Raw genomic sequence first — 2,867 nt, 5'->3', positions numbered from 1 at the left:
TGATGACGTCGAGCCCGGCCTCTTCCTGCAGCCTGATCGCATCCCGCGCGGCGTCGTCGAGCACCGCCGCGTCAGCCGGGCCGCCGCGCCGGGCGGCACGGACCACGGCCTCGTCACGCAGCAGGCTGCCGACCGTCTCCGCCCGCGTCGCCTCGTCCCGTTCGTTCACGCACGCTCCCAGCAACGTCAGCGGATCTTGGCCAGCGCGGGTACCACCCGGGCCGGGTTCTCATTGAAGATCTTGATTTTGTCATCCTCGGTGATGAAATCGAAAGCTCCGATGATGGGCACCAGGTCATCGCTCGTCCGGCCGGTCTCCGGGCGGACCGCGCGGCCCGACCCCGGCGCCTCGGTGCCGAACAACAGCCGCGGCACGCCGCGCTGCTTGATGGCCGCCTCGAGGAAGTTCAGGTCGTACGCGCACGTGTCGTAGAACAGGTTCTCCGACAGGTCCTTCTGCGCGATGTGGTGGTCGGTCGGGATGAACCGGTCCAGCCCGCCGCCGCAGTGGCAGATGATCACCTTCAGCTCGGGGAATCGCTCGAAGACGTCGCCATGGGACAGGAACTGCCCGGCGAGGTACTGCTCGGTGTAGAAGCCGAGCTGGTAGTTGTGCGGCACCACCCGGAACCGCGGGTCGAGCGAGTTCGTGCCGTGCACGATCAGCGGGATGCCGAGCTCCTGGGCGCGCACGTAGAGCGGGTACCAGTACGGCTCGTGCATGCCGGGCGTGGTGCGCCGCCCGGCCGGGTCTGGGGACACGTACGCGGCGGCGAACCCGAGCTCGGTCACGCACCGGTTGAGCTCATCCAGGCAGTTGGACAGGTCGGGCGCGTCGGACAGCTGCGGCAGCATCGCCGCGCCGAGGAACCGGTCGGGGACCAGCTGGCACTGCTGGTGGATCATGTCGTTGACGTACCGGGTCCAGGCCGGCAGCAGGTGCGACTCCATCCAGCCCATCATCAGGAACGGGCGGGGCCCGATGATCTGCACGTCGATGTTCCTGTCGTCCATGTACTTGGCGTGGCCGAGCGCGGCCGCGCGGAAGTCCTCTTGTGTCACCCCCGCAGGACCGGCCTTGTCCTGGCCGATCGGCGAGGCCATCGGCGTGTTGGACCCCATCATGAGCACGAGGAAGGAGTTGGCGGAGAACGGCACCGACACGTGGCCGTGGACGTCGAGCACGCGGACGTTGTTGTACACGAGGATCCTTCCTAGTCAGAAACTCATCGGACGGTCACTCCCACCGGGCGAAGGCCATGCCGGCGCCCGTGCCCGCTGGTGTCCGGTAGCCGGGGATGTAATCGAGCACGGTCGCCGCGAGGTGCTCCAGCGCCCCGGCGGCGGCGACCCAGTTGAGGATCTCGGAGTTCCCCGAGCGCAGCTGGTCCCGCGGCAGGGAGCCGAGGACCGACGCGTCGCGGGAGGTGAGCCCCTCGAGGACCCGGTGGTCGAGGTCCTCGTCAACGACGAAGTGGCTGAGCCCGCCCGAGGCGATGACCGCCACCCGCGCGTCGCCAGGCCAGGACTCCACGGCACGGCGCAACGCCCTGCCGAGCTGGTAGCACCGCGTCGCGGACGGCACGTTCGGCGGGTAGTAGGTGTTCACGAAGACCGGCACGATCGGCGTGCTGTGCGGCAGCCCGAGCCGGTACCTGGGGAAGGTGAAAGCGTGCCCCAGGGTGCGTCCGGCGGCCTGCTGCCGCACCACGGTCAGATCGAAGTCGTCCCAGGCAAGCTGTTCAGCGACGTGCGCGCTCAGCTCCTGAGCGACCAGGTGCGTGGCCGGCTCGTCGGCGTGCACGGCCCAGTACGCGGCGCGGATGCCCTTGGGGATGCGCTGCAGCACTGCCTCGTCCGGCAGCATGTCCACGAGCTCGGGCCCGGTGAAGCAGGCGAACGCGGGGATGCCGTCGTCGGTGAACATCTCGCGCTGGTCGTCGCCGATCACGATCGCGATGTCCGGGCTCGCCTTGGCCAGCGAGACGGTCAGCGCCTCGATGGCTTCCTGACCGCGCTGATACTTCTGCTCCCAGATCTCGGGCGCGAGCTGCTCCCCGATCGCCGGATCCGCGGCTTCGAGCAGCTCATCGTACGTGTGGTACGCGGCGTCCCTGCCGAGCAGCCGCGGATTGCGCCGGTCGCGCTCGGCGTGGTCTAGCCACATGTCAACCCCAGAGCTCAGCTGGGGCGTGTGCGACGAAGCAACGCCGATCACAATATCTGCCATGCCTGACACCTCTTGTGGCGGTAGGTCGTGAGTGTCAGCAGAGTTTGGCAGGCCTGTTTCCCTCTGGTAGCGATCACGTTAGGAAACGATCAGTACCGTGTCAACGTGGGCAACAACAAACCCCCGCACACCCCGGTTGTGCCGCACCGAGTGAGGAGGCCGACGTGGAGAACCGGAACCTAGGCAAGAGCCAGCTGAGCGTGCCTGCGGTCGGGCTGGGCACCTGGCGGCGGCTGGAGGCCGCCGCGGCCGGCGGCCGGCACCGCGAGCTCATTGGTGCCGCCATCGCGGCGGGCATCCGGCTTATCGACACCTCGCCCATGTACGGCGACGCGGAGCGGCTGCTCGGCGCCGCACTAAAGGGCAGGCGTGACCAGGTCGTCGTCGCTGACAAGATCTGGACCCCATCTCCACAGGAGGGCGTGGCCCAGCTGGACCGCGCGGTGGACTGGTACGGCGGCCGGGTCGACCTGATGCAGATCCACAACCTGGTCGCCTGGCCCGCTCACCTGCCGATGCTGGAAGCCGCGAGGGACCGGGGACTGGTCGGCCTGATCGGCGCCACCCACTACTCTCCGGCCGCCTTCGGCGACCTCGCCGATCTCATGCGCACCGGCCGCATCGATACGGTTCAGGT

At 68.6% G+C, this 2,867-nt stretch carries 3 protein-coding genes; 1 reads left to right on the top strand and 2 read right to left on the bottom strand.

Annotated elements, in window-relative coordinates; translation table 11 throughout:
• Positions 1-186 precede the first annotated feature (186 nt).
• Both WA805_RS03055 and WA805_RS03050 read right to left on the bottom strand, forming a co-directional pair.
• Positions 187-1,203 carry an amidohydrolase family protein gene (locus WA805_RS03055; protein ID WP_422273553.1) on the bottom strand — a complete coding sequence of 339 codons (1,017 nt, stop codon included), beginning with the start codon at positions 1,201-1,203 and terminating at the stop codon, positions 187-189.
• A 34-nt stretch (positions 1,204-1,237) separates the two neighbouring features.
• A complete protein-coding gene (locus WA805_RS03050; RefSeq protein ID WP_422273551.1) occupies positions 1,238-2,230 on the bottom strand; it encodes a hypothetical protein in 993 nt (330 codons plus the stop codon).
• Positions 2,231-2,394: 164 nt separating this feature from the next.
• On the opposite strand from WA805_RS03050, the gene WA805_RS03045 reads away from it, so the two are divergent.
• A partial coding sequence (locus WA805_RS03045; RefSeq protein ID WP_425241595.1) for an aldo/keto reductase occupies positions 2,395-2,867 on the top strand: 473 nt, incomplete at its 3' end.

The organism is Trebonia sp., from assembly GCF_049794275.1.
Classification (GTDB): Bacteria; Actinomycetota; Actinomycetes; order Streptosporangiales; family Streptosporangiaceae; genus Trebonia.
Note: the sequence above shows the minus strand (reverse complement) of the source record. Positions and strands in the feature narration are given on the sequence as shown.